Source organism: Streptomyces sp. NPDC057249 (assembly GCF_042669245.1).
Classification (GTDB): Bacteria; Actinomycetota; Actinomycetes; order Streptomycetales; family Streptomycetaceae; genus Streptomyces.
In genome coordinates, this window is record NZ_JBHUXS010000002.1 from 409,230 (window position 1) to 428,682 (window position 19,453).

17 protein-coding genes are annotated in these 19,453 nt (G+C 73.3%); 5 read left to right on the forward strand and 12 right to left on the reverse strand.

The annotated features are described in order from the left end of the window. The first annotated feature begins 36 nt into the window (after positions 1–36). The 3 genes from ACFUJY_RS05380 to ACFUJY_RS05390 are packed head-to-tail and all read left to right on the forward strand — an operon-like array spanning position 37 to position 2,963. Positions 37–1,689, forward strand: a complete 1,653-nt coding sequence (locus ACFUJY_RS05380; RefSeq protein WP_383294835.1) for an AMP-binding protein — start codon at positions 37–39, stop codon at positions 1,687–1,689. A 4-nt stretch (positions 1,690–1,693) separates the two neighbouring features. Further along, on the forward strand, positions 1,694–2,539 hold the full coding sequence (locus ACFUJY_RS05385) for a PaaX family transcriptional regulator C-terminal domain-containing protein (RefSeq protein WP_383294838.1): 846 nt from the start codon (positions 1,694–1,696) through the stop codon (positions 2,537–2,539). After that, a complete protein-coding gene (locus tag ACFUJY_RS05390) occupies positions 2,532–2,963 on the forward strand; it encodes a hypothetical protein (protein ID WP_383294841.1) in 432 nt (143 codons plus the stop codon). The genes ACFUJY_RS05385 and ACFUJY_RS05390 overlap by 8 nt, the downstream gene beginning before the upstream one ends. Here the strand turns inward: ACFUJY_RS05390 and ACFUJY_RS05395 are convergent. Together ACFUJY_RS05395 and ACFUJY_RS05400 are read right to left on the reverse strand one after the other, a co-directional pair. Further along, positions 2,950–5,235, reverse strand: a complete 2,286-nt coding sequence (locus tag ACFUJY_RS05395; protein ID WP_383294844.1) for a bifunctional salicylyl-CoA 5-hydroxylase/oxidoreductase — start codon at positions 5,233–5,235, stop codon at positions 2,950–2,952. The genes ACFUJY_RS05390 and ACFUJY_RS05395 overlap by 14 nt on opposite strands. Next, positions 5,232–6,059, reverse strand: a complete 828-nt coding sequence (locus ACFUJY_RS05400; RefSeq protein ID WP_383294847.1) for an enoyl-CoA hydratase family protein — start codon at positions 6,057–6,059, stop codon at positions 5,232–5,234. Before ACFUJY_RS05400 ends, ACFUJY_RS05395 begins: the two co-directional genes overlap by 4 nt. Positions 6,060–6,299: 240 nt before the next feature. Between ACFUJY_RS05400 and ACFUJY_RS05405 the strand changes: the two genes are divergently transcribed. Continuing rightward, a complete protein-coding gene (locus ACFUJY_RS05405) occupies positions 6,300–6,719 on the forward strand; it encodes an ATP-binding protein (RefSeq protein WP_383294850.1) in 420 nt (139 codons plus the stop codon). Between the two features lie 3 nt (positions 6,720–6,722). On the opposite strand, the gene ACFUJY_RS05410 is transcribed toward ACFUJY_RS05405, so the two are convergent. From ACFUJY_RS05410 to ACFUJY_RS05430, 5 genes are all read right to left on the reverse strand, one after another. After that, a complete protein-coding gene (locus ACFUJY_RS05410) occupies positions 6,723–8,147 on the reverse strand; it encodes an amino acid permease (RefSeq protein WP_383294853.1) in 1,425 nt (474 codons plus the stop codon). Positions 8,148–8,327: 180 nt separating this feature from the next. Beyond that, positions 8,328–9,329: an ornithine carbamoyltransferase gene (argF, locus tag ACFUJY_RS05415; protein WP_383294856.1), complete on the reverse strand. Its 1,002-nt coding sequence runs from the start codon at positions 9,327–9,329 to the stop codon at positions 8,328–8,330. Positions 9,330–9,439: 110 nt separating this feature from the next. Continuing rightward, entirely contained in the window at positions 9,440–10,672 is a 1,233-nt protein-coding gene (locus ACFUJY_RS05420; protein WP_383294859.1) for an arginine deiminase, read from the reverse strand. A 77-nt stretch (positions 10,673–10,749) separates the two neighbouring features. Continuing rightward, entirely contained in the window at positions 10,750–13,329 is a 2,580-nt protein-coding gene (locus ACFUJY_RS05425; protein ID WP_383294862.1) for a polynucleotide kinase-phosphatase, read from the reverse strand. Next, positions 13,326–14,849 (reverse strand): 3' terminal RNA ribose 2'-O-methyltransferase Hen1, encoded by a 1,524-nt coding sequence (locus ACFUJY_RS05430; RefSeq protein WP_383294865.1) that lies wholly within the window; start codon positions 14,847–14,849, stop codon positions 13,326–13,328. Before ACFUJY_RS05430 ends, ACFUJY_RS05425 begins: the two co-directional genes overlap by 4 nt. An 89-nt stretch (positions 14,850–14,938) precedes the next feature. Between ACFUJY_RS05430 and ACFUJY_RS05435 the strand changes: the two genes are divergently transcribed. Then, positions 14,939–15,793 carry an RCC1 domain-containing protein gene (locus ACFUJY_RS05435; RefSeq protein ID WP_383294868.1) on the forward strand — a complete coding sequence of 285 codons (855 nt, stop codon included), beginning with the start codon at positions 14,939–14,941 and terminating at the stop codon, positions 15,791–15,793. A gap of 57 nt (positions 15,794–15,850) precedes the next feature. Here the strand turns inward: ACFUJY_RS05435 and mmuM are convergent, their stop codons facing one another. The 5 genes from mmuM to ACFUJY_RS05460 all read right to left on the reverse strand — a co-directional run bounded on the left by mmuM (position 15,851) and on the right by ACFUJY_RS05460 (position 19,280). After that, entirely contained in the window at positions 15,851–16,795 is a 945-nt protein-coding gene (gene mmuM, locus ACFUJY_RS05440; protein ID WP_383294871.1) for a homocysteine S-methyltransferase, read from the reverse strand. Between the two features lie 13 nt (positions 16,796–16,808). Continuing rightward, positions 16,809–17,732, reverse strand: a complete 924-nt coding sequence (locus ACFUJY_RS05445) for an LLM class F420-dependent oxidoreductase (protein ID WP_383294874.1) — start codon at positions 17,730–17,732, stop codon at positions 16,809–16,811. 97 nt (positions 17,733–17,829) lie between these two features. Next, a complete protein-coding gene (locus tag ACFUJY_RS05450; protein ID WP_383294877.1) occupies positions 17,830–18,366 on the reverse strand; it encodes a DUF6099 family protein in 537 nt (178 codons plus the stop codon). Positions 18,367–18,512: 146 nt separating this feature from the next. Then, on the reverse strand, positions 18,513–18,872 hold the full coding sequence (locus ACFUJY_RS05455) for a nucleotide pyrophosphohydrolase (RefSeq protein WP_383294880.1): 360 nt from the start codon (positions 18,870–18,872) through the stop codon (positions 18,513–18,515). A 9-nt stretch (positions 18,873–18,881) separates the two neighbouring features. Then, the gene (locus tag ACFUJY_RS05460; RefSeq protein ID WP_383294883.1) at positions 18,882–19,280 is read right to left on the reverse strand and encodes a cell division protein SepF; all 399 of its coding nucleotides are present in this window, start codon (positions 19,278–19,280) and stop codon (positions 18,882–18,884) included. Positions 19,281–19,453 lie beyond the last annotated feature (173 nt).

Here is a 19,453-nt window from a genome sequence, read left to right on the forward strand (position 1 = left end):
CGATACGCTCCAAGGGCGACAAGGGGGCGATCCTTCATGGACGCGAACACCACGGACCCGAAGACCTCAGCGCACATCGACGGCTTCGCCAGGGAGCACCTGCCCCCCGTGGAGCAGTGGCCGGACCTGCTCTTCGAGCTGCCCGAGCTGCACTACCCGGACCGGCTCAACTGCGCCGCCGAACTCCTGGACCGCACGGCCGACCGCCTCGGCCCCGCCCGCCCCGCCTTCCGCACACCGGACGGCGGGGTGCTGAGTTACGGGGAGCTGCGCGACCTGGTCGACCGGATCGCCCATGTCCTCACCTCGGACCTCGGGATCGTCCCCGGCAACCGGGTCCTGCTGCGCGGCCCCACCACGCCCCGTCTGGCCGCCTGCTGGCTGGCGGTCCTGAAGGCGGGCGCGATCGCCGTCACCGTACTGGCGCAGCAGCGGGCGTCCGAGCTGGCCACCATCTGCTCGATCGCCCGGGTGAGCCACGCCCTGTGCGACGCGCGGTCGGTCGAGGACCTGGCGCAGGCGGAGGTGCCCGGGCTGCGCATCACGGCGTACGGGGGTGAGGCGCCGGACGACCTGCTGCGACTGGCCGCCGCCCGGCCGGGCCCGTACCGGGCGGTGGACACCGCGTCCGACGACGTGGCGCTGATCGCGTTCACCTCGGGCACCACCGGCCGGCCCAAGGGCTGCATGCATCTGCACCGCGATGTGCTGGCCATCGCCGACACCTTCGCGCGGCACGTCCTGCGGCCCCGGCCGGACGACGTGTTCGCGGGCAGCCCGCCGCTCGGATTCACCTTCGGGCTCGGGGGCCTGGTGGTGTTCCCGCTGCGGGCGGGCGCATCGGCGCTGCTGCTCGAACAGGCCGGGCCGAAGCAGCTGCTGCCCGCCCTGGCGGAGCACCGTGTCTCGGTGCTGTTCACCGCGCCGACCGCGTACCGGGTGATGCTGGACCGGCTCGACGGGCACGACCTGTCGGCGCTGCGCCGCTGCGTCTCGGCGGGCGAGAACCTGCCGGAGGCGACCTGGCACGCCTGGCACGAGCGGACCGGGCTGCGGATCATCAACGGCATCGGCGCCACCGAACTGCTGCACATCTTCGTCTCGGCCGCCGACGACGCGATCCGCCCCGGCACCACGGGCGTCCCGGTCCCCGGCTGGCAGGCCCGCGTGGTGGACGCCGACGGCGTGCCCGTTCCGGACGGGGAGCCCGGCCTGCTCGCCGTGCGCGGCCCGGTCGGCTGCCGCTACCTCGCGGACGAACGGCAGCGCGACTACGTACGGCACGGCTGGAACATCACCGGCGACACCTATGTGCGCGACGCGGACGGCTACTTCCGGTACGTGGCCCGCGCCGACGACATGATCATCTCCTCCGGGTACAACATCGCGGGCCCCGAGGTCGAGGAGGCCCTGCTGCGCCATCCGGACGTGGCGGAGGCGGCGGTGGTGGGGCAGGCGGACGAGCTGCGCGGCCGGATCGTGGCGGCCTACGTGGTGCCGCGGGAGGGCGCGGAGCCGACCGCGGACGAGCTGCGGACGTTCATGCGGGCGGAGCTGGCCCCGCACAAGTGCCCCCGCAGCATCACGTTCCTGCCGGCTCTTCCCCGCACCGCCACGGGGAAACTGCAACGGTTCAGGCTCCGGGCGGGCGGACCCGGTGCGGCGGGGCCCGCGCTTGGCCGAGAATGATCACATGGTCGAACCGCACACCCCCCGTTCGCTGATCGTCACCCTGTACGGGGCGTACGGCCGCACCCCCGGCGACGGGCCGATGCCGGTGGCCGGGCTGGTCCGGCTGCTCGGTGCCGTCGGTGTGGACGCCCCCGCCGTACGCTCGTCCGTCTCCCGGCTGAAGCGGCGCGGGCTGCTGGTCGCCGGGCGCACGGCGGACGGGGCGGCCGGATACGCGCTGTCGGCGGACGCCCGCCAGCTCCTGGACGACGGCGACCGGCGCATCTACCGCCACCCGGACCCACCGCTGGCGGACGGCTGGGTGCTGGCGGTGTTCTCGGTGCCCGAGGCGGAGCGCCACAAGCGGCACCTGCTGCGCTCACGGCTGTCCCGGCTCGGGTTCGGCACGGCGGCCCCCGGTGTCTGGATCGCCCCGGCGGGGCTCTACGACGAGACCCGGCACACCCTGGAACGGCTGGGACTCGCCCCGTACGTCGACCTGTTCCGGGGCGACCACCTGGGCTTCAGCGCGACCCGGGAGGCCGTGGCCCGCTGGTGGGACCTGGCGGCGGTGGCCCGGCTCCACCACGGCTTCCTGGAGCGCCACGAACCGGTGCTCAGGGCCTGGGAGGCGCGCGGCGACGCGGCGGCCGACCCGGAGGCGGCCTACCGGGACTACCTGACGGCGCTGGACTCCTGGCGCCGGGTGCCCTACGCCGACCCGGGACTGCCCCGGGAGCTGCTGCCCGAGGGGTGGCCGGGTGCCAGATCGGCCGAGGTGTTCCGGGCGCTGCACGACCGGCTGCGGGACGCGGGGGCAAACTTCGCGCAACGGCTGGTGGCCGGCGCGCAGCCGGGCCGTGGCTGAGGCCCCCGAGCCGCGCTGGCTGGTCGCGGCCAACGTGGTGCGGTGGCGGCGGTACGGGGAGCTGGGCCAGGAGTTCCGCTCCGGCACCAAGGCGTTCCGGCCGGGCGCGAAGGTCTACGTGGTGGACACCTACCCGGGGATGGGCAACGAGCAGCTGACGGCGGTCGGCCACGGCCGGCACACCGGTCACTGGATCACCATCGACACCGGCACCCGCCATCTGCACACGTTCCGGGCCCGGTTGGTGTACTCCCCCGCCGTGCTGCGGCGCTGCGCGGAGTGGCACGTGTGGACGCGCGAGGAGGCGGTGGAGTGGGCGGAGCGGCTGGAGCGGACCGCGCGCCTGGGCCGGAACACCCACCACGCGGCCCCGCACCCGGACCCGTGCCTGTGCCACGAGTGCCTGCGGGTCATCCCAGGGTGAGGCGCGGCTTCGGGGCGTCGGTGCGGCCGGTGGGCGGGGTGCGGCTGCCCGCGCGGTACGGGAGGGGCCAGGGGGCGCCCGGGCCGGTGTAACCCTGCTCGGCCGCCGCGTGGAGCGTCCAGTGCGGATCGTAGAGGTGGGGGCGGGCCAGCGCGCAGAGGTCGGCGCGGCCGGCCAGGAGCAGGGAGTTGACGTCGTCCCAGGAGGAGATCGCGCCGACCGCGATCACCGGCACGCACAGGGTGTTGCGGATGCGGTCGGCGTACGGGGTCTGGTAGGACCGCCCGTACTCGGGCCGCTCGCCGGGGACGACCTGGCCGGTGGAGACGTCGATGGCGTCGGCCCCGTGCGCCACGAATGCCCGGGCGATCTCCACCGCGTCCTCGGCGGTGGTGCCGCCCTCCGCCCAGTCGGTGGCGGAGATCCGGACGGTCATCGGCCGGTCGTCGGGCCACCGCTCGCGGACCGCGTCGAAGACTTCGAGGGGGAAGCGGAGGCGTTGGGCCAGCGGTCCGCCGTAGGCGTCGGTGCGGTGGTTGGTGAGCGGCGAGAGGAAGCCGGAGAGCAGATAGCCGTGCGCGCAGTGCAGTTCGAGGAGGTCGAACCCGCAGGCTTCGGCGCGCCGGGCGGCGGCGGCGAACTGCTCCCGGACCTCGTCCAGGCCGGCCCGGTCCAGGGCGTGCGGGACCTGGTTGACCCCGGGCGCGTACGGCAGCGGCGAGGCGGCGGTCACCGGCCAGTTGCCGTGGTCCAGGGGCTGGTCGATGCCCTCCCACATGAGCTTGGTGGAGCCCTTTCGGCCGGAGTGGCCGAGCTGGAGGCCGATGGCGGTGCCCGGGGACGCGGTGTGCACGAAGTCGGTGACCCGGGTCCAGGCCGCCGCCTGTTCGTCGGTGTAGAGGCCGGTGCAGCCGGGGGTGATGCGGCCCTCGGGGCTGACGCAGACCATCTCGGTCATGACGAGTCCGGCGCCGCCGAGCGCCCTGGCGCCGAGGTGGACGAGGTGGAAGTCGCCGGGGACGCCGTCGGTGGCCGAGTACATGTCCATCGGCGAGACGACCACGCGGTTGCGCAGTTCCAGGCCGCGCAGCCGCAGGGGGGTGAACATCGGCGGGGTGCCCGGCGGACAGCCGGCCTCCTCCTCCACTCCGGCCGTGAACGCGGGATCGCGCAGCCGGAGGTTGTCGTGGGTGACGCGGCGGCTGCGGGTGAGGAGGTTGAACGCGAACTGCCGGGGCGGCTGGTCCACGTACGTACCCAGCTCCTCGAACCAGCGGAGGCTGGCCGCCGCCGCGCGCTGCGTCGACTCCACGACGGGCCGCCGCTCGCTCTCGTACGCGGCGAGCGCGGCGGGCAGCGAGGGCTGCTCCTCGACGCAGGCGGCGAGCGCGAGGGCGTCCTCCACGGCGAGCTTGGTGCCGGAGCCGATGGAGAAGTGCGCGGTGTGGGCGGCGTCCCCGATGAGGACGGTGTTCCCGTGCGACCAGCGCGCGTTGACGACGGTACGGAAGGTGAGCCAGGCGGAGTTGTTGGACCGCAGCGGCCGGTGGCCGAGGGCGTCCGCGAAGATCTCGGCGCACCGGCGGATGGATTCCGCCGGGTCGGGTGCGTCGAAGCCGGCCGCGCGCCAGACCTCTTCCCGCATCTCGACGATGACCGTGGAGGCGTCCCGCGCGAAGGGGTAGGCGTGGAGCTGCATCACGCCGTACCCGGTCTCGGCGATCTCGAAGCGGAAGGCGTCCAGGGCGAAGTCGGCGGCGAGCCAGATGTAACGGCAGCGGTGTCCGGTGATCCGGGGCCGGAAGCTGTCCGCGTGGGCGTCGCGGGTGGCGCTGCGCACCCCGTCGGCGGCGATGACCAGGTCGTGCGTGGCGGCGAGTTCGGCGGCGGGCGGGGCCTGGGTACGGAAGCGGAGGCCGACGCCGAGCCCGGCGCAGCGCTCGTGCAGGATCTCCAGGAGCCGGCGGCGGCCGAGGGCGGCGAAGCCGTGGCCGCCGGAGGTCTGGGTGTGGCCCCGGTGCACGATGTCGATGTCGTCCCAGCGGACGAACTCGCGCTGGAGGGCGCGGTGCACGACCGGGTCGGCGTGTTCGATGCCGCCGAGGGTCTCGTCGGAGAGGACGACGCCGAAGCCGAAGGTGTCGTCGGGGGCGTTGCGCTCCCAGAGGGTGATCTCGCGGTCCGGGCCGAGGCGCTTGAGCAGCGCCGCCGCGTACAGTCCGCCGGGCCCGCCGCCGATGACCGCGATCCGGTGCGGGCCGGCGGCGGTCATTTGCCCCGCCAGGCGGGGGGCCGCTTCTCGCTGAACGCGGCGTGGAACTCGGCGTAGTCCTCGCCGTGCATCAGGAGGGCCTGGGTCGCGGCGTCCATCTCGACGGCGGCGGCCAGCGGCATGTCCAGCTCGGCGGTGAGCAGCGCCTTGGTCTGGGCGAGGGCGAGCGCGGGCCCGTCCGCGAGGCGGCGGGCCAGTGCGGCGGCGGCCCGGTCGGCGTCGCCCTCGTCGGTGAGCTCGCTGATCAGGCCGATCCGCTCGGCCTCGGGGGCGCGGACCGGTTCGCCGAGCATCAGGAGCCGGGTGGCGTGACCGAGGCCGACGACCCGGGGCAGCAGATAGGCCGCGCCCATGTCGCCGCCGGAGAGCCCGACCCGGGTGAAGAGGAAGGCGAACCGGGCGGTGGGGTCGGCGACGCGGAAGTCGGCGGCGAGGGCGAGGACGGCGCCGGCCCCGGCGGCCACCCCGTGCACCGAGGCGACGACGGGGAAGGGGCACTCGCGGACCGCGCGGACGACCTGGCCGGTCATCCGGTTGAAGTCCAGGAGCTGGGCGGTGTCCATCGAAAGGGTGGCGCCGATGATCTCGTCCACGTCGCCGCCGGAGCAGAAGCCGCGCCCCTCGCCGGCCAGCACCAGGGCCCGCACGGAACGCTCCCGGGCCAGCTCGGCCAGCAGGTCGCGAAGGTCGGCGTAGGCGCCGAAGGTCAGGGCGTTGAGCTTCTCGGGCCGGGCGAGGGTGACGGTGGCGACGCCGTCCTCGGCGGTGACCCGCAGGTGGCGCCAGTGCTGCGTACGCGGTGCGGAGCCGGTGAACGGGCTCATGGCGGGGTGTCCCCTTCGGCCGTCGCTGCTGCCTGACCCCGAATTTATCACCGTTACGTGACTGCCGTCACGACTACGCGATACATCGGCGCGTACGGGGTCCAGTGACGAACGTCCCCTCTGTGCCGGACCGCAGGCCCTTGTCGCCGTCGCCCCGCTTCGTAAGGTTGGACCCGACACGTCTTGAGCGCGGAACCGTCTGAGCCCAGGACCCCCGCGCTCACCCGAACGGAAACCCTCGTGCCCCCCGACGGACCGCCACCCCCCTCCTGGCGCATCTCCCTGCCGCACTCCACGGCCGCCGTGCCGATCGCCCGCGCGCTGATCCGCTCGGTGCTGACGGACATCGACGCCCCCGCCGACAGCGACACCGCCGAACTGCTGACCGCCGAGCTGGTCGCCAACGCGGTGGAGCACACCCCGGGCGACGACCCCATAGAGCTGGTGGTGGAGCTGCTGCCGGCCGGCTGCCAGGTGGAGGTGCACGACGGCGACCCCGCCCCGCCCGGCGACCTGTCCCGCCCCGAGCCCGGCGACGTACCGGACCCGTGGCAGGAGCACGGCCGGGGGCTGCTGCTGATCCGCACGCTCAGCTCGTCCTGCGGTCACCGCCCGACCGAGCGCGGCAAGGCGGTCTGGTTCCGGCTGCCGCCCGCGTAGCCGCTATGCGGCCGGGGAGGCCAGCCGCGAGCGGCGGTGCCCGTAGAACGCGTAGACGAGCGCGCCGGCCGCGAGGAACACGGCGAACTGCACCCAGGTCGTCCAGCCGGTGCCGTACATCAGATAGACGCAGAAGCCGATCCCGATGAGCGGGCTCAGCGGGTAGAGCGGGACCCGGAAGGAGCCGCGCACCTCGGGGTTGCGGCGGCGCAGCACGAGGACGGCGGCGTTGACGGCGACCATGGTGGCGAGCGTGCCGATGGTGGTCAGGTTCACCACCATGTCGAGGGAGGAGAAGGCCGCCGGGACCGCGAAGACGACGGCGACGATCCAGGTGTTGGCGACCGGCGTCGCGGTGCGCGGCGAAACTCGCTCGAACACCCTCGGCACCAGGCCGTCCCGGGACATCGACATCAAGATGCGGGTCTGCCCGTACATCACCGCGAGGACCACCGAGGCGATGGCGACGACCGCGCCGAAGGCGATGACACCGCCGCCCACGGAGGAGCCCGTGACCTGGTCGACGATCAGCGAGAGCGCGGCGGGCTTGTCGGAGACGGCCTCCGGGCCGAGCGCGCCGATCGCGGCGAGGGCGACCGCGCAGTAGAGCAGCGTGACCAGGCCGATGCAGATCATGATGGCGAGCGGGATGTTGCGCCGGGGGTTCCTGACCTCCTCCCCCGCCGTGGTGATCGCGTCGAAGCCGATGTACGAGAAGAACGCCAGCGACGCGCCCGCCGTGATGCCGCCCGCGCCATGGGCGGCGAACGGGGCGAGGTTGCCGCGCTCGAACGCGGTGAACGCGATGACGCAGAACAGGGCCAGGACGACCAGCTTGAGCACGGCCATCGCGGCGGTGGCCCCGGCGCTCTCCCGTACGCCGCGCACCAGCAGCGTCGCGGCCATCATGACCACGATCACGGCGGGCAGGTTGATCACGCCGCCGTCCGCCGGTCCGGCGGAGAGCGCGGCGGGCAGCTGGTGGCCGAAGAGGCTGTCGAGGAGTTCGTTGACGTACTGGCTCCAGCCGACCGCGACGGCGGAGACCGACACGCCGTACTCCAGGAGCAGGCACCAGCCGACGAGGAAGGCGAGGCGTTCGCCAAGCGTGGCGTAGGCGAAGGAGTACGAGCTGCCGGAGACGGGAATGGCGCTGCCCAGCTCGGCGAAGGAGAACGCCGTGAAGACGCAGGTGACGGCCGCGAGGACGAACGAGACCACGACGGCGGGCCCGGCCTCCGCCACGCTGTCGGACAGGCCCACGAAGATGCCGGTCCCGACGACCGCGCCGACCCCGAAGCACACCAGCTGGAACAGGCCCATGGTGCGCTTGAGGCCGTGCCCCTCCAGGTCGGCGCCCGACTCGGCGATCAGCCGGTGCGGGTCCTTGACGCGGTGCGGGGGGCCGGGGAGGCGCAGGGGGCTCACGACGGTGTCTCATTTCCGGTGGTACGCGTGGGGGGAGGCGCGTTCGGGCGGTGGGGGCCGTCGCGCGCACGAAAAGGGGGTTCGAGCGTGCGAGCTCGAACCCCACCAATCGGCACCATCATAGACACCTGCCCGCATATTCACCCAATTGGATGCATGAACATGCGGGGTCGCCGGCCGTCAGCCGGCCATCGTCGCCACGAGCACGGCCTTGATCGTGTGCATGCGGTTCTCCGCCTCGTCGAAGACGACGGAGTGCTCGGACTCGAAGACCTCGTCGCTGACCTCCAGCTCGCTCAGCCCGTGCCGCTCGTGGATCTCGCGCCCCACCCCGGTGCCGAGGTCGTGGTACGCGGGCAGGCAGTGCATGAACTTCACCCCGGCGTTCCCGGTCGCCCGCAGGACGTCCATCGTGACGGCGTACGGCACGAGGGCGGCGATGCGGGCGTCCCAGACCTCCTTGGGCTCCCCCATCGAGACCCAGACGTCGGTGGCGACGAAGTCCGCGCCGCGCACCCCCTCGGCCACGTCCTCGGTGAGCGTGACCCGGGCGCCGGACTTCTCGGCGAGCGCGCGGGCCTCGGCGACGACCGTCTCGGCCGGCCAGTACGCCCTGGGCGCGACGATGCGCACGTCCATGCCGAGCAGGGCGCCGGTGACGAGGTAGGAGTTGCCCATGTTGAAGCGGGCGTCGCCGAGGTAGGCGAAGGCGATCTCCTCCAGCGGCTTCTCGCTGTGCTCGGTCATCGTCAGCACGTCGGCGAGCATCTGGGTCGGGTGCCAGTCGTCGGTCAGCCCGTTGAAGACGGGCACCCCGGCGTACGCCGCCAGCTCCTCGACGGCCGCCTGGCTGTCGCCCCGGTACTCGATCCCGTCGAACATCCGGCCGAGGACGCGCGCGGTGTCCTTGACCGACTCCTTGTGCCCCATCTGGGAGCCGGAGGGGTCGAGGTACGTGGTCGAGGCACCCTGGTCGGCGGCGGCGACCTCGAACGCGCACCGGGTGCGGGTCGACGTCTTCTCGAAGATCAGCGCGATGTTCCGGCCGCTCAGCGACCGCGTCTCCGTGCCCGACTTCTTGGCGGCCTTGAGCTCGGCGGCCAGCTCGATCAGACCGCGGAACTCCGCGGCCGTGAAGTCCAGCTCCTTGAGGAAGTGGCGGCCTGCGAGATCTATGGCCATGGTGACTGCTCCTGGGTCGGGCGGGGGGACGCATACCGTAACGCTGGAACTGTATACGACGCAATGCATCGCTATACAGCGCCGTCTTGCGGTACGGACCCGGCCGCCCGTCAGACCGCGTCCCGCACGACCGGACAGCTCATGCAGCGCGGACCGCCCCGGCCCCGGCCCAGCTCGCTGCCCCGGATCTCGATGACCTCGATGCCCTGCCGGCGCAGATGCGTGTTGGTGGTGGCGTTGCGCTCGTACGCGACGACGACCCCGGGCTCGACCGCCAGCACGTTGCAGCCGTCGTCCCACTGCTCCCGCTCGGCCGCGTGCACGTCCTGCGTCGCGGTGAGCACCCGGATCGAGCCGAGGCCGAGCGCCTGGGCGATGGCGGTGTGCATCTGCTCGGGCGGATGGTCGGTGACCTTGAGGTCGCGCGGCCCGTCGCCGGGCTCGATGGTGTACGAGCGGAGCATGCCGAGGCCCGCGTACTTGGTGAAGGTGTCCCCGTCGACCATCGTCATCACGGTGTCCAGGTGCATGAAGGCCCGGCTCTTGGGCATGTCCAGCGCCACGATGGTCCGGGCCGAGCCCGCGTCGAAGAGCCCCCGGGCCAGCATCTCCACGGCCTGCGGGGTGGTGCGCTCGCTCATCCCGATGAGCACGGCGCCGTTGCCGATGACGAGGACGTCACCGCCCTCGATGGTGGAGGGGTAGTCGTCCTGCCCCTCGGACCAGTGGTGGAAGGCGCCCGCCTCCGGCCCGGTGAATAACGGGTGGTGTCGGTAGATCGCCTCGAAGTGGACCGTCTCGCGCTGCCGGGCCGGCCAGCGCATGGCGTTGATCGAGACCCCGTCGTAGATCCACGCCGAGGTGTCCCGGGTGAACAGGTGGTTGGGCAGCGGCCCGAGCAGGAAGTCGTCCAGGTCCATGACGTGGAAGCGCACCGAGACCGGCTCCTCGTGCCGTTCCAGGAATTCCCGCTTGGTCATCCCGCCGACCAGCGCCTCGCACAGCTCGGCCGCGGTCAACTCCTCGAAGGCGGCCCGCAGGTGCTCGGTGGCGAGCGGTCCGTACTCCTTCTCGGCGAAGACCCGGTCCAGCACGAGGCGCCGGGCGACCGGGATCTCCAGCGACTCGCGCAGCAGGTCGCCGAAGAGGTGCACCTCGACGCCCCGGTCGCGCAGGACGTCCGCGAAACCGTCGTGCTCCTGGCGGGCCCGGCGCACCCAGAGCACGTCGTCGAAGAGCAGCGCGTCCTTGTTGCTCGGCGTGAGCCGTTTCAGTTCCAGATCGGGGCGGTGCAGGATGACGCGGCGCAGCCGCCCGGCCTCGGAGTCGACATGGAATCCCATGCCCACATCCTCACCGCGCGGCGCGCCGTTCACCCGGCGAATCGCCAGCCTGTTCCGCCGGCCCGGCCCGGCGCGTCTCAGAGCCGGGGGTCCACCGGCTCCGACTCCAGCGCCAGGACGGCGAACACCGCTTCGTGGACCCGCCACAGCGGCTCCCCGTCCGCGAGCCGGTCCAGGGCCTCCAGGCCGAGGGCGTACTCGCGCAGGGCCAGCGAACGCTTGTGGCCGAGGAAGCGGCCGCGCAGCCGGTCGAGGTTGTCCGGGCGGGTGTACTCGGGGCCGTAGATGATCCGCAGGTACTCCCGGCCGCGCACCTTGATGCCGGGCTGCACCAGGCGGCCCTTGCCGTCCCGGACGAGCGCGCCGAGCGGCTTGACGACCATGCCCTCGCCGCCCCGGCCGGTCATCTCCAGCCACCAGTCGGTGCCCGCGCGGACGGACGCCTCGTCGGCGGTGTCCACCACGAGCCGCCGGGTGACCTGGAGCAGCCCGGTGGGGTCGTGCTCCACCAGCCGGTCCAGCCAGGCCAGCTGCTCGTCGTGCGGTACGGAGGCGAGGGAGCGGCCCCGCACGGCGAGGATCTGGAACGGCGCCAGGCGCACGCCGTCCAGCCCGTCGGTGCCCCAGCAGTAGCGGCGGTACGCCTGCGTGAACGCCGCCGCGTCCTCGGCCCGGTCCCGCTGCCGGTCCGCGAGCGCGCCCACGTCGACACCGCGCGCCGCGGCTGCCGCGAGGGCCCCGGTGGCGGCGGGGAACACCGCGCCGGAGGCGGCGCCCACGGCCGCGTACTGGGAGCGGAGCAGGCCGCGTGCCTTCAGGGACCAGGGCATCAGCTCGGCGTCGAGCAGCACCCAGTCGGTGCCCCACTCGTCCCACAGCCCGGCCGCGGTCACGGCCGCGCGCAGCCGCCCGAGCACCGTCTCGGTGAGCGCGGCGTCGTCCAGGAAGGGGCGGCCGGTGCGGGTGTACAGCGCGCCCGTGGGCCCGCCGTCGCCGGTGTCCGCGGTCCCGAATCGCTCCCGGGCCGCGGCGGCGTCCTTGCAGACCAGGGCCACGGCGCGGGAGCCCATGTGCTTCTCCTCGCACACCACCTTCGCCACGCCGGCCGCCCGGTACTCGCCGAACGCCTCGGCCGGGTGCTCCAGATAGCCGTCCTCGCGCGAGGTGGCGGTGGGCGCCATGGTCGGCGGCAGGTACGGCAGCAGCCGGGGGTCGACCGCGAACCGGCTCATGACCTCCAGGGCGGCGGCCGCGTTCTCCTCGCGGACGGCGAGGCGGCCCATGTGCCGGGTCTCCACGATCCGCCGGCCCTGTACGTCGTCCAGGTCCAGCGGCCGGCCTTCCCGGCCCCCGGGCGCCTCCGTCGCCAGCGGCTTCACCGGCTCGTACCAGACCCGCTCCGCCGGTACGTCGACGAGCTCGCGCTCCGGCCAGCGCAGCGCGGTCATCTTCCCGCCGAAGACGGCACCGGTGTCCAGGCAGATGGTGTTGTTGATCCACGAGGTGTTGGGCACCGGGGTGTGGCCGTAGACCACGGCGGCGCCGCCCCGGTAGTCCTCGGCCCACGGGTAGCGCACGGGCAGCCCGAACTCGTCGGTCTCGCCGGTGGTCTCCCCGTACAGCGCGTGCGAGCGGACCCGGCCCGAGGTGCGGCCGTGGTACTTCTCGGGCAGTCCGGCGTGGCAGACGACGAGCCGGCCGCCGTCCAGCACGTAGTGGCTGACCAGCCCGTCGATGAACGCGCCGACCCGCTTGCGGAACTCCGGGTCCTTCGCGTCCTCGCGTTCCAGCTGCTCGACGGTCTCCGCGAGGCCGTGGGACAGCTGCACCTTGCGGCCCTTGAGGTAGCGCCCGAGCTTGTTCTCGTGGTTGCCGGGGACGCACAGGGCGTTCCCGTCGGCCACCATCGACATCACGCGGCGCAGCACGCCGGGGCTGTCGGGGCCGCGGTCCACGAGGTCGCCGACGAAGACCGCGGTGCGGCCCTCGGGGTGGGCGCCGTCCACGTACCCCAGCTTGCCGAGGAGGGTGTCCAGCTCGGAGCGGCAGCCGTGGATGTCGCCGATGATGTCGAACGGTCCGGTGAGGTGGCGCAGGTCGTTGTAGCGGCGCTCCAGGACCACTTCGGCCTGCTCGGCCTCCTCCTCGGAGCGCAGGATGTGCACCTTGCGGAAGCCCTCGCGCTCCAGGCCGCGCAGCGAGCGGCGCAGCTCGCGGCGGTGGCGCTGGATGACGTGGCGGGGCAGGTCGGCGCGGTCCGGGCGGGTCGCGTTGCGGGCGAGGCAGACCTCTTCGGGCAGGTCGAGCACGATGGCGATGGGGAGCACGTCGTACTCCCGGGCCACGCGTACGAGCTGGCGCCGGGCCTCCGGCTGCACGTTCGTGGCGTCCACGACGGTCAGCCGGCCGGCGGCGAGGCGCTTGCCCGCGATGTAGTGCAGGACGTCGAAGGCGTCCTTGCTGGCGCTCTGGTCGTTCTCGTCGTCGGCGACGAGGCCCCGGCAGAAGTCCGAGGAGATGACCTCGGTCGGCTTGAAGTGCCGCCGCGCGAAGGTCGACTTGCCGGACCCGCTGGCCCCGACGAGCACGACGAGGGAGAGGTCGGTGACGGGGAGGGTGCGGTGCGGGGCGCGCCCGGTCTCGTTGGTACTGGTCATGCGGCTTTCGCCTCCTTCTCGGTCTCGTCGGTGGTGGGGGTGGTCGTGCCTGTGCCGGTGGGGGCCGTGCCGGCGGTGTCGGTGCTGAGGGAGAACGTGGCCATCTGCGTGGGCGGGCCGACCTCGGGGTCGTCCGGGCCGACGGGCACGAACTCCACGCGGTACCCGTGCCGGCCGGCCACCGCCTCGGCCCAGGCCCGGAATTCGGCCCGGGTCCACTCGAAGCGGTGGTCGCCGTGTCGGGTGTGCCCGGCCGGAAGGGTCTCCCAGCGGACGTTGTACTCGACGTTCGGCGTGGTCACGAGCACCGTGCGGGGGCGCGCGGAGCCGAACACGGCGAATTCGAGGGCGGGCAGCCGCTCCGGGTCGAGGTGCTCGATGACCTCGCTGAGCACCGCGGCGTCGTACCCCTTGAGCCGCTTGTCCGTGTAGGTGAGCGAGCCCTGGCGCAGCGTCACGCGGGACGCCTGCCGCTCCCCCATCCGGTCCAGCTTGAGCCGGCGCGAGGCGATCGTCAGGGCGCGCATGGACACGTCGAGGCCGACGATCTCCGTGAAGCGCGGGTCCTTCAGCAGCGCCTGCACCAACTGCCCCTGTCCGCAGCCCAGGTCGAGCACCCGGCCCGCTCCGGCGGCGGTGAGCGCGGCCAGGATGGCGTCCCGGCGCCGCACGGCCAGCGGCACCGGCCGCTCCTCGGTGTCGGAGCCCTCGTCCACGGCGTTGTCGACGCTCTCGACGTCGAGGTCGTCCGCCTCCGCGAGCCGCACCAGTTCCAGCCGTTCCATCGCCTGCCGGGTCAGCCCCCAGCGCCGCGCCAGGTACCGGCTGGTGATGAGCTTGTGCTCGGGGTGCTCGGCCAGCCAGCCCTCGCCCGCCCGCAGCAGCTTGTCGACCTCGTCCGGCGCGACCCAGTAGTGCTTGGCGTCGTCCAGCACCGGCAGCAGCACGTACAGCTGGCGCAGTGCTTCGGCGAGCCGCAGCTCGCCTTCGAGCACCAGCCGTACGTAGCGCGAGTCGCCCCAGCCCGGGAACGTCTCGTCCAGCGGTACGGCCTCCGCCTCCACCCGCGTCCATCCGAGCGGACCGAAGAGCTTGCGCACCAGCTCGGCACCACCACGGGCCGGCAGGGCGGGCACTTCGATCCGCAGCTCCATGGGGGCCGCCGCCCGCTCGGGCATCGCCTTGCAGGCACCGCTCAGCGCGGACTTGAAGACGGTGCTCATCGCGACGGACAGCAGCGAGGATGCCGCGTAGGGACGGTCGTTGACGTACTGCGCGAGCGCCGAGTCGGGCGCCCCGCCCCGGCCCTTGCCCTTCCCCTTGCGCACCAGGGCGATGGGATCGACCTCCAGCAGCAGGGCCGCCGTGCACCGCTCCGCGGACGCCTCGGGATAGAAGACGTGCGCGGTGCCGTGGGAGGTGGAGAACGCCTGCGCCCGCTCGGGATGCTTGTGCAGCAGGAAGCCGAGGTCGGTGGCGGGACGTTCCGGGGAGCCGGTTGTACTGATCGTCAGGAACACACGTGTGAGTATGATCCGACCGCTCACCTCCCACCAGGCAATTTCCGTGTCCCGCCACACGTGCTCCCACCGAGCTTCCAGGAGGCGCCATGCTCATCCGCCCGTCGGTGCTGGCCGCCGCGCGGCGTCACTCGGTCGGTCTGCGCCGGGACGGCACCGTGTGCGCGGCGGGCAGCGCGCTCACGACCGCCGAGTGCCGTGTCGGCCGGTGGGACGGTGTGGTCTCGGTCGCGGCGGGCAACGTCCACACCGCGAGGAACGCGGGCAGGTCCCATACGGTGGGCCTCCGTTCGGACGGCACGGTGCTGGCGACGGGGTGGAACGGCGACGGGCAGTGCGACGTCTCCGGCTGGCGAAGCGTCACGGCCGTGGCCGCGGGCTGGCGCCGCACGCTCGGGCTGCTCGCCGACGGCCGCGTACTGGCGACCGGACGAGGTGCGGAAGGGCAGTGCGAGGCGGGGCCCTGGCGCGAGGTGGTCGCCCTCTCGTGCGGTGACTGGCACTCGGTCGGCGTCCGGGCGGACGGTTCCGCGGTGGCTACGGGGAACAACCGGCGCGGGCAGTGCGCCGTGGCGGAGTGGCGCGGCCTGGCCGACGTCTCGGCCGGGTACCTCCACACGGTCGGCCTCCGGGCTGACGGGCGCGCCGTGGCCACCGGCGACCGGGCGGCCGGGGCATGCGCGGTCGATGCGTGGGAGGACGTGGTGGCGCTGGACGCGGGCAGTTACCACACCATCGGGGCCACGGCGTCCGGACGGGTCATCGCCGCGGGCGACAACGGGCACGGGCAGTGCGAGGTCGGCGGCTGGCGCGACATCGTCGCCGTGGCGGCGGGCTCGACGCACACGCTCGGCCTGCGCACCGACGGCACGGTCGTCAGCACGGGGAACAACGCGGACGGGCAGTGCGAGGTCGCCGCCTGGTCCGGCATCCATCTGCGGTAATCCCACGGACCACGCCCCCCGACGCCGACCGGCACCTCCGCGCGGGCCCACGCGGTGTCACCCCGCCCCGGCTCCCCCCGTGGGGTCCCCGGACGCGCCCCGCCGCGCGGCCGCCAGCTCCGCGATCGCCTCCGGGCCCACCCGGCAGCAGCCGCCGATCAGCCGGGCGCCGGCCCGCTCCCAGGACGCCGCCCGGTCCGGGGTGAACGTGGCCGCCCCGGTCCAGGCACCGGCCCCCGCGTCCCAGTGCTCGCCGCTGTTCGGGTAGACCACGGCCGGCTTCCCGGTCGCCCGGACCGCCGCCCTCGCGGCGGCCTCCGCATCGGCCGGGGCGCAGCAGTTGACCCCGACCGCGATCACCTCGTCGTGCGCCCGGGCCAGGGCGAACGCCTCGTCCAGGGGCTGCCCGGCCCGGGTCCGGCCCCCGGCCACGGTGTAGGACAGCCACACGGGCAGCCCGTACTCCCCCGCCACCCGCAGCAGTGCCCGCGCCTCGTCCAGGTCCGGCACCGTCTCCAGGGCCAGCGCGTCCGGCCCGGCGGCGGCCAGCGCCTCGATCCTGGGGCGGTGGAAGCGCTCCAGCTCCCGGACGCTGAGCCCGTAGCGGCCCCGGTACTCCGCCCCGTCCGCCGTGACCGCCCCGTACGGGCCGACCGAGGCCGCCACCCAGACGTCCCGCTCGACCGTGCCGGCCGCCCGACGTGCCAGCTCCACGCTGCGGGCGAAGAGCCCGGCCGCCTCGTCCCGCCCGATTCCGCGCCGCTCGAACCCTTCGTAGCTCGCCTGGTAACTGGCCGTGATGAGCACCTGGGCCCCCGCCCGCACGTACGCGGTGTGGGCGGCCTCGATCTGCCCGGGTCCGTCGGCGAGCAGCCGGGCGGACCACAGCGCGTCGGACAGATCGCAGCCCTGCGCCTCCAACTGGTTGGAGAGCCCGCCGTCGAGGACGAGCGTGCCCTCGGCCAGCGCGGCGGCCAGCGGGCGCCCGGGCCCCGGTGTCATCGCGGCCCCGCTCTCAGCCCAGCTGGGACTGGACCTGGGAGGAGATCAGCTCCAGGTGGTCCAGGTCGTCCAGGTCGAGCACCTGGAGGTAGACCCGCGACGCCCCGATCGCCGCGTACCGGCCGATCTTGTCGACCACCTCGGCGGGCGACCCCGCGAGGCCGTTCGCCTTCAGCTCCACCACGTCGCGGCCGATGGCGGCGGCCCGGCGGGCCACCTCCGCGTCGTCCCGGCCGACGCAGACGACCAGCGCGTTGGAGTACACCAGGTCGTCCGGCTTGCGGCCCGCCGCCTCGGCCGCCTCCCGGACCCGGCCGAACTGCTTCTCGCTGTCCTCCAGCGAGGCGAACGGGATGTTGAACTCGTCCGCGTACTGGGCGGCGAGGCGCGGGGTGCGCTTCGCGCCGTGCCCGCCGATGAGCACGGGCACCTTGGCCTGCGCCGGCTTGGGCAGCGCCGGCGAGTCCTTCAGCTGGTAGTACGTGCCGTCATAGCTGAACGTCTTGCCGACCTCGGTCGCCCACAGCCCGGTGACGATCGCCAGCTGTTCCTCCAGGCGGCCGAACTTCTCCTTCGGGAAGGGGATGCCGTACGCCGTGTGCTCCTCCTCGAACCAGCCCGCGCCCAGGCCCAGTTCGACCCGGCCGCCCGACATCTGGTCGACCTGCGCCACCTGGATGGCGAGGACACCGGGGAGCCGGAAGGTGCCCGCGGTCATCAGCGTGCCCAGGCGGATGCGCTTGGTCTCACGGGCCAGCCCGGCCAGTGTGATCCAGGCGTCGGTGGGGCCGGGCAGGCCGTCGCCCTGCCCCATGCGCAGATAGTGGTCGGACCGGTAGAAGGCGTCGAAGCCGAGGTCCTCGGTGGCCTTGGCGACGGTGAGCAGGGTGTCGTAGCTCGCCCCCTGCTGGGGCTCGGTGAAAATGCGAAGATCCATGCCTCCATCCTGCACCCGCGGGCGCCGTAGGCCCTGCTCCGGGGCACCGTCCGCATGAAGTCGCGGCCCCGGTGGGCGTACCGGGGGGGCGGGCCGCTCACTGGATGCCGGTCACCGGGCCCACCGGGTCGTGCAGCACCCCGTGCGGGCCGTCGCACTCCCGGCCGCGCTCCAGGTCCTCGCGCCGCTCGCGCTCCCGTTCGTCGAGGAGACGGAGCATGGAGTGGACCCGGTCCGTGGACTCGTCGGCGGCGTCGATCGCCTCCATGCACTGCCAGTACAGGCCCTGCTCATCGGTCTCGCACGCCACCCCGACCAGGGCTATACCGACTTCCCCGAGCAGCGCGGCCAGGCCCGTCAGGGCCGCGCGGGGATCGGCGACCTCGGTCAGCCGCGCCGCGCGGGCCACCCCGGCGCGGGCCGCGGGGTGGTCGAGCGCGCCGCTGCTCCGGCCCCCGATCTCGCTGAGGGCGCCCGCCTCGGCCCTCAGCTCCTTGGGGCCGCCGGCCGCCAGCCGGCTGCCGACCGCCTGGGCCAGGGCCTGCGCCTGCCACGCCTCGGCGATGATGTCCGGCGTGCCCCGGCTCTGCGCCAGTGCCTGCCTGATGACCGCTACCAGCCGTTCCGCTTCCATCGACTGCCCCCGTTCGACACGAAAACCCGCTCATCGACGCGGAAAACCCGCTCACCACGTTCATTACCCACAGTGAGGGCGACCGCACCGGAACGCCAGAGGATTTCGGAAATCTGTGGACACTCAATCGAGTGTGCACAAGTCGATCACTCCGAAGAGTGACGATCTTGGCCGCTCGTTGATTCTGGGACCGGAAAGCGCGACTCGTTCCGTTCGATCTTGGTCGCGAGTGCCGACAGGGCATCGATGCCGAGCACCTCGCAGAACTGGAGGAGGTACGCGAGCACGTCCGCGACCTCGTCGGCCACGCGGGGCGCCGTCGCCGGGTCCTCCATGACCCGCGCCGACTGCTCGGGCGTCAGCCACTGGAAGATCTCGACCAGTTCGGCGGCTTCCACGCTCAGCGCCGAGGCGAGGTTCTTCGGGGTGTGGTACTGCCCCCAGTCGCGCGCGTCCGCGAATGCGGCCAGCCGCCGCTGGAGGGTGTGTACGTCGAGTTCGGTCACCTGCTCGTCCTACGCCCCGGGCACCCCGGCCGCCGTGACGCCCTCGACCTCCATGCCGGCGGGCGACAGCAGGAAGACGTTGCGGTCCACCCGGTGCATGCCGCTGCCGAGCCCGAAGACGACACCGCTGGCGAAGTCCAGGATGCGCTTGGCCACATCGCTCTCCGCGCTGGTCAGGTCGAGCAGCACGGGCACCTGGGCGACCAGGTATTCCGCGACCTCGCGGGCGTCCGCGAACACCTGGACCCGCAGCACGACCATGCGCCGCTGCTCGGCGGGCTCCGGCTCGTCCTGGACGGTGCGGTGGTCCACCCGGGAGGGCCACTCGTTGCGGCTGCGCAGCGGTACGACCTGGGCCAGCCCTTCCCACTGCTCGTCCGTGACGTCGTACCTGTCGTACCTACTCACCGGACCACCCCGTCCGCACATCGGTCGGCGTTGTGCCGGCTGCGCTCACTGTTCATCGGGCGATTGTCCCCTCCCTCACCCGTTCGGCCTACGAGCGACACGGCTAGGGCGTGTTTCGACAGTACCGCCTGCCCGGCGACGCCTGGCCCGCCCTGCGGGCGGACGGCGCTCCT

What these genes read in the sequence shown, in the direction of transcription:
- ACFUJY_RS05445 (WP_383294874.1), bottom strand. Translation starts at nt 17,732, where the DNA reads ATGGATCTTCGCATTTTCACCGAGCCCCAGCAGGGGGCGAGCTACGAC.
- ACFUJY_RS05395 (WP_383294844.1), bottom strand. Translation starts at nt 5,235, where the DNA reads ATGACCGCCGCCGGCCCGCACCGGATCGCGGTCATCGGCGGCGGGCCC.
- argF (WP_383294856.1), bottom strand. Translation starts at nt 9,329, where the DNA reads ATGGCCATAGATCTCGCAGGCCGCCACTTCCTCAAGGAGCTGGACTTC.
- ACFUJY_RS05420 (WP_383294859.1), bottom strand. Translation starts at nt 10,672, where the DNA reads ATGGGATTCCATGTCGACTCCGAGGCCGGGCGGCTGCGCCGCGTCATC.
- ACFUJY_RS05425 (WP_383294862.1), bottom strand. Translation starts at nt 13,329, where the DNA reads ATGACCAGTACCAACGAGACCGGGCGCGCCCCGCACCGCACCCTCCCC.
- ACFUJY_RS05450 (WP_383294877.1), bottom strand. Translation starts at nt 18,366, where the DNA reads ATGGAAGCGGAACGGCTGGTAGCGGTCATCAGGCAGGCACTGGCGCAG.
- ACFUJY_RS05435 (WP_383294868.1), top strand. Translation starts at nt 14,939, where the DNA reads ATGCTCATCCGCCCGTCGGTGCTGGCCGCCGCGCGGCGTCACTCGGTC.
- mmuM (WP_383294871.1), bottom strand. Translation starts at nt 16,795, where the DNA reads ATGACACCGGGGCCCGGGCGCCCGCTGGCCGCCGCGCTGGCCGAGGGC.
- ACFUJY_RS05385 (WP_383294838.1), top strand. Translation starts at nt 1,694, where the DNA reads ATGGTCGAACCGCACACCCCCCGTTCGCTGATCGTCACCCTGTACGGG.
- ACFUJY_RS05380 (WP_383294835.1), top strand. Translation starts at nt 37, where the DNA reads ATGGACGCGAACACCACGGACCCGAAGACCTCAGCGCACATCGACGGC.
- ACFUJY_RS05400 (WP_383294847.1), bottom strand. Translation starts at nt 6,059, where the DNA reads ATGAGCCCGTTCACCGGCTCCGCACCGCGTACGCAGCACTGGCGCCAC.